General features: G+C 35.3%; 1 protein-coding gene and 1 pseudogene. Both read right to left on the bottom strand.

Going from position 1 to position 1,940, the window contains the following annotated elements:
• Positions 1–24: 24 nt before the first annotated feature.
• A complete protein-coding gene (locus tag WGMM_RS01640; protein WP_038249117.1) occupies positions 25–1,356 on the bottom strand; it encodes a DNA recombination protein RmuC in 1,332 nt (443 codons plus the stop codon).
• Between the two features lie 174 nt (positions 1,357–1,530).
• A pseudogene (locus WGMM_RS07450) lies at positions 1,531–1,940 on the bottom strand (DDE-type integrase/transposase/recombinase); the annotation flags it as partial.

Here is a 1,940-nt window from a genome sequence, read left to right as displayed (position 1 = left end):
TTTGAACATTCCCTGTTAAGATGCCTAATCTACTTTCAGCTCCTCAGTATGTAAACTGCGTGGTAAAGACTCTAATTCCTTTGCAGCACTTAAACTTTTATTTTTTGCATGTATACCAAGCTTATTGAATTCTCGAGCAGCAGGAAACACCCTTGCTTCAAGAGAGCCAGCAGTTTTATTATAATGATCAACAGCACTTTTTAAGCTCCTGCGCAAATTATCAAAGTTTTCACCCATTGTGCAAATGCGCTCATATAAAATATGACCTAGTTCACTGATTTTCTTTGCGTTTTCAGCTATCATCTCTTGCTTCCATCCATACGCTATTGCTCTCAGCAACGCAATTAGAGTGATCGGTGTTGCAATGATCACTTTTTTTTCCACTCCAATCTCTATCAAAGCAGGCTCATATTCCAGTGCTGCGCTAAAAACCCCCTCCCCTGTTAAGAAAAGCACCACAAGTTCTGGCGTATTTTCAAATTGATTCCAATACTCTTTTTTACCCAAATCATTTATGTGTTTTTTTATTGCCAGGGAATGGTTCTTTAATTTCTCCTTTTGTATTTGCAAATCATTTTGTGATATAGCATCCATGTAAGAATCAAGCGGCACTTTAGCATCTATTATTATTTGCTTTCCAGATGGCATTTTGATTATTAAATCAGGACGCAATAAATTATTCTCGTTTTTATCAATCACTGACGGCTGAGTAAAAAAATCGCAATACTCAATCATTCCTGCCATTTTTACCACTCTTTTGAGTTGCATTTCACCCCATTTGCCCCTAATGTGAGGTTTCCTCAGGGCATTAGCAAGGTTGGAAGTTTGGTTCATCAGCGCTCCAATTTGCTCCTTTAAACCTTCATAGGCCCCTACCCTCTCCTTTTCTAGCTCACGTATTCCATTATCGAATTTTTCTAATTTTTCTTTTATTGGAGTTACAACTTCGTTGATCGTTGCTTGTCTTTTTTTGAAATCGCTTTCCGTTTCTTTTAATTTACTATCGATTACTTCCTTTGCTAAGTTCAGAAAATTATTGTTATTTGTTTGCAAAGCATCAAGAGAGAGCGCTTTAAAAGTGTTTGTTAATCTCTCCTCTGCTTTTGTTAGTAATTCTATTTCCTTTTTCTTTTCCTCACGTTCTTTTTGCAGAGTTACTTCAAGTTCTGCTCTTTTGACCCTTAAATCAACTATTTCTTCATTCTTCGTAAGCAAAGTTTGCTTTGTTTCTTGAAGTTCTTGCTCTAATTTACATAAATTACCCTCAAGGTTTGCTTTCTTTTCGCCCAGTTTTTTTACGATAATGTAGAAAAATAGTAATAGAGAGACAACCAGAGCTATAGAATTGAAAAGCATCAGAATAAAAAAGCTGTATTTACAATTCTATATGATTTTTGTGTGTATAAGAAAGAAAAAAGGAGCACCTAAAGAGGTGACCTTACCCAGAAAAAGTAAGAGAGAAAGTTAAGACGTTTTTATCATGAGAATAAATTGTGCAGGAATGCAATAGTTAATAGTAGAATGTCTACGTTATTTGTTATAAAAGATTTCTATGTATTCAAATATGGCAGTTCTGGTTTGTTGAGCGAGAAGTATCAATAAGCAGCTCCCTTTTAAGTGAACTTTTCTGCAACAGAGTTATCGTAACAACAGCCCTTATGGCTCATGCTGGAAATGATGTTTTTTGTATTCAATAGAAATTGGTAATTTTGAGAGGTATACTGTGACCCTTGATCGCTATGTAACAGCAGATTTTTATCGGGTTTGCGTTTATCAACGGCCATCAATAAAGAATCTATAACTAATTATCATGTTACTCATTAACCACCATGCGTGAATATAGGTCAATTATTGCCGCCAACAACCTTCTTTAGTTTTTATGTAGGTAATCCCAAACTTTATTTGGCTGATCAGTAGTAAAATTTTGATCCAATGTGTTC

The organism is Wolbachia endosymbiont of Glossina morsitans morsitans, assembly GCF_000689175.1.
In the GTDB taxonomy this organism is placed as follows: Bacteria; Pseudomonadota; Alphaproteobacteria; order Rickettsiales; family Anaplasmataceae; genus Wolbachia; species Wolbachia pipientis.
This window is presented reverse-complemented; position numbering and strand designations above follow the sequence as displayed.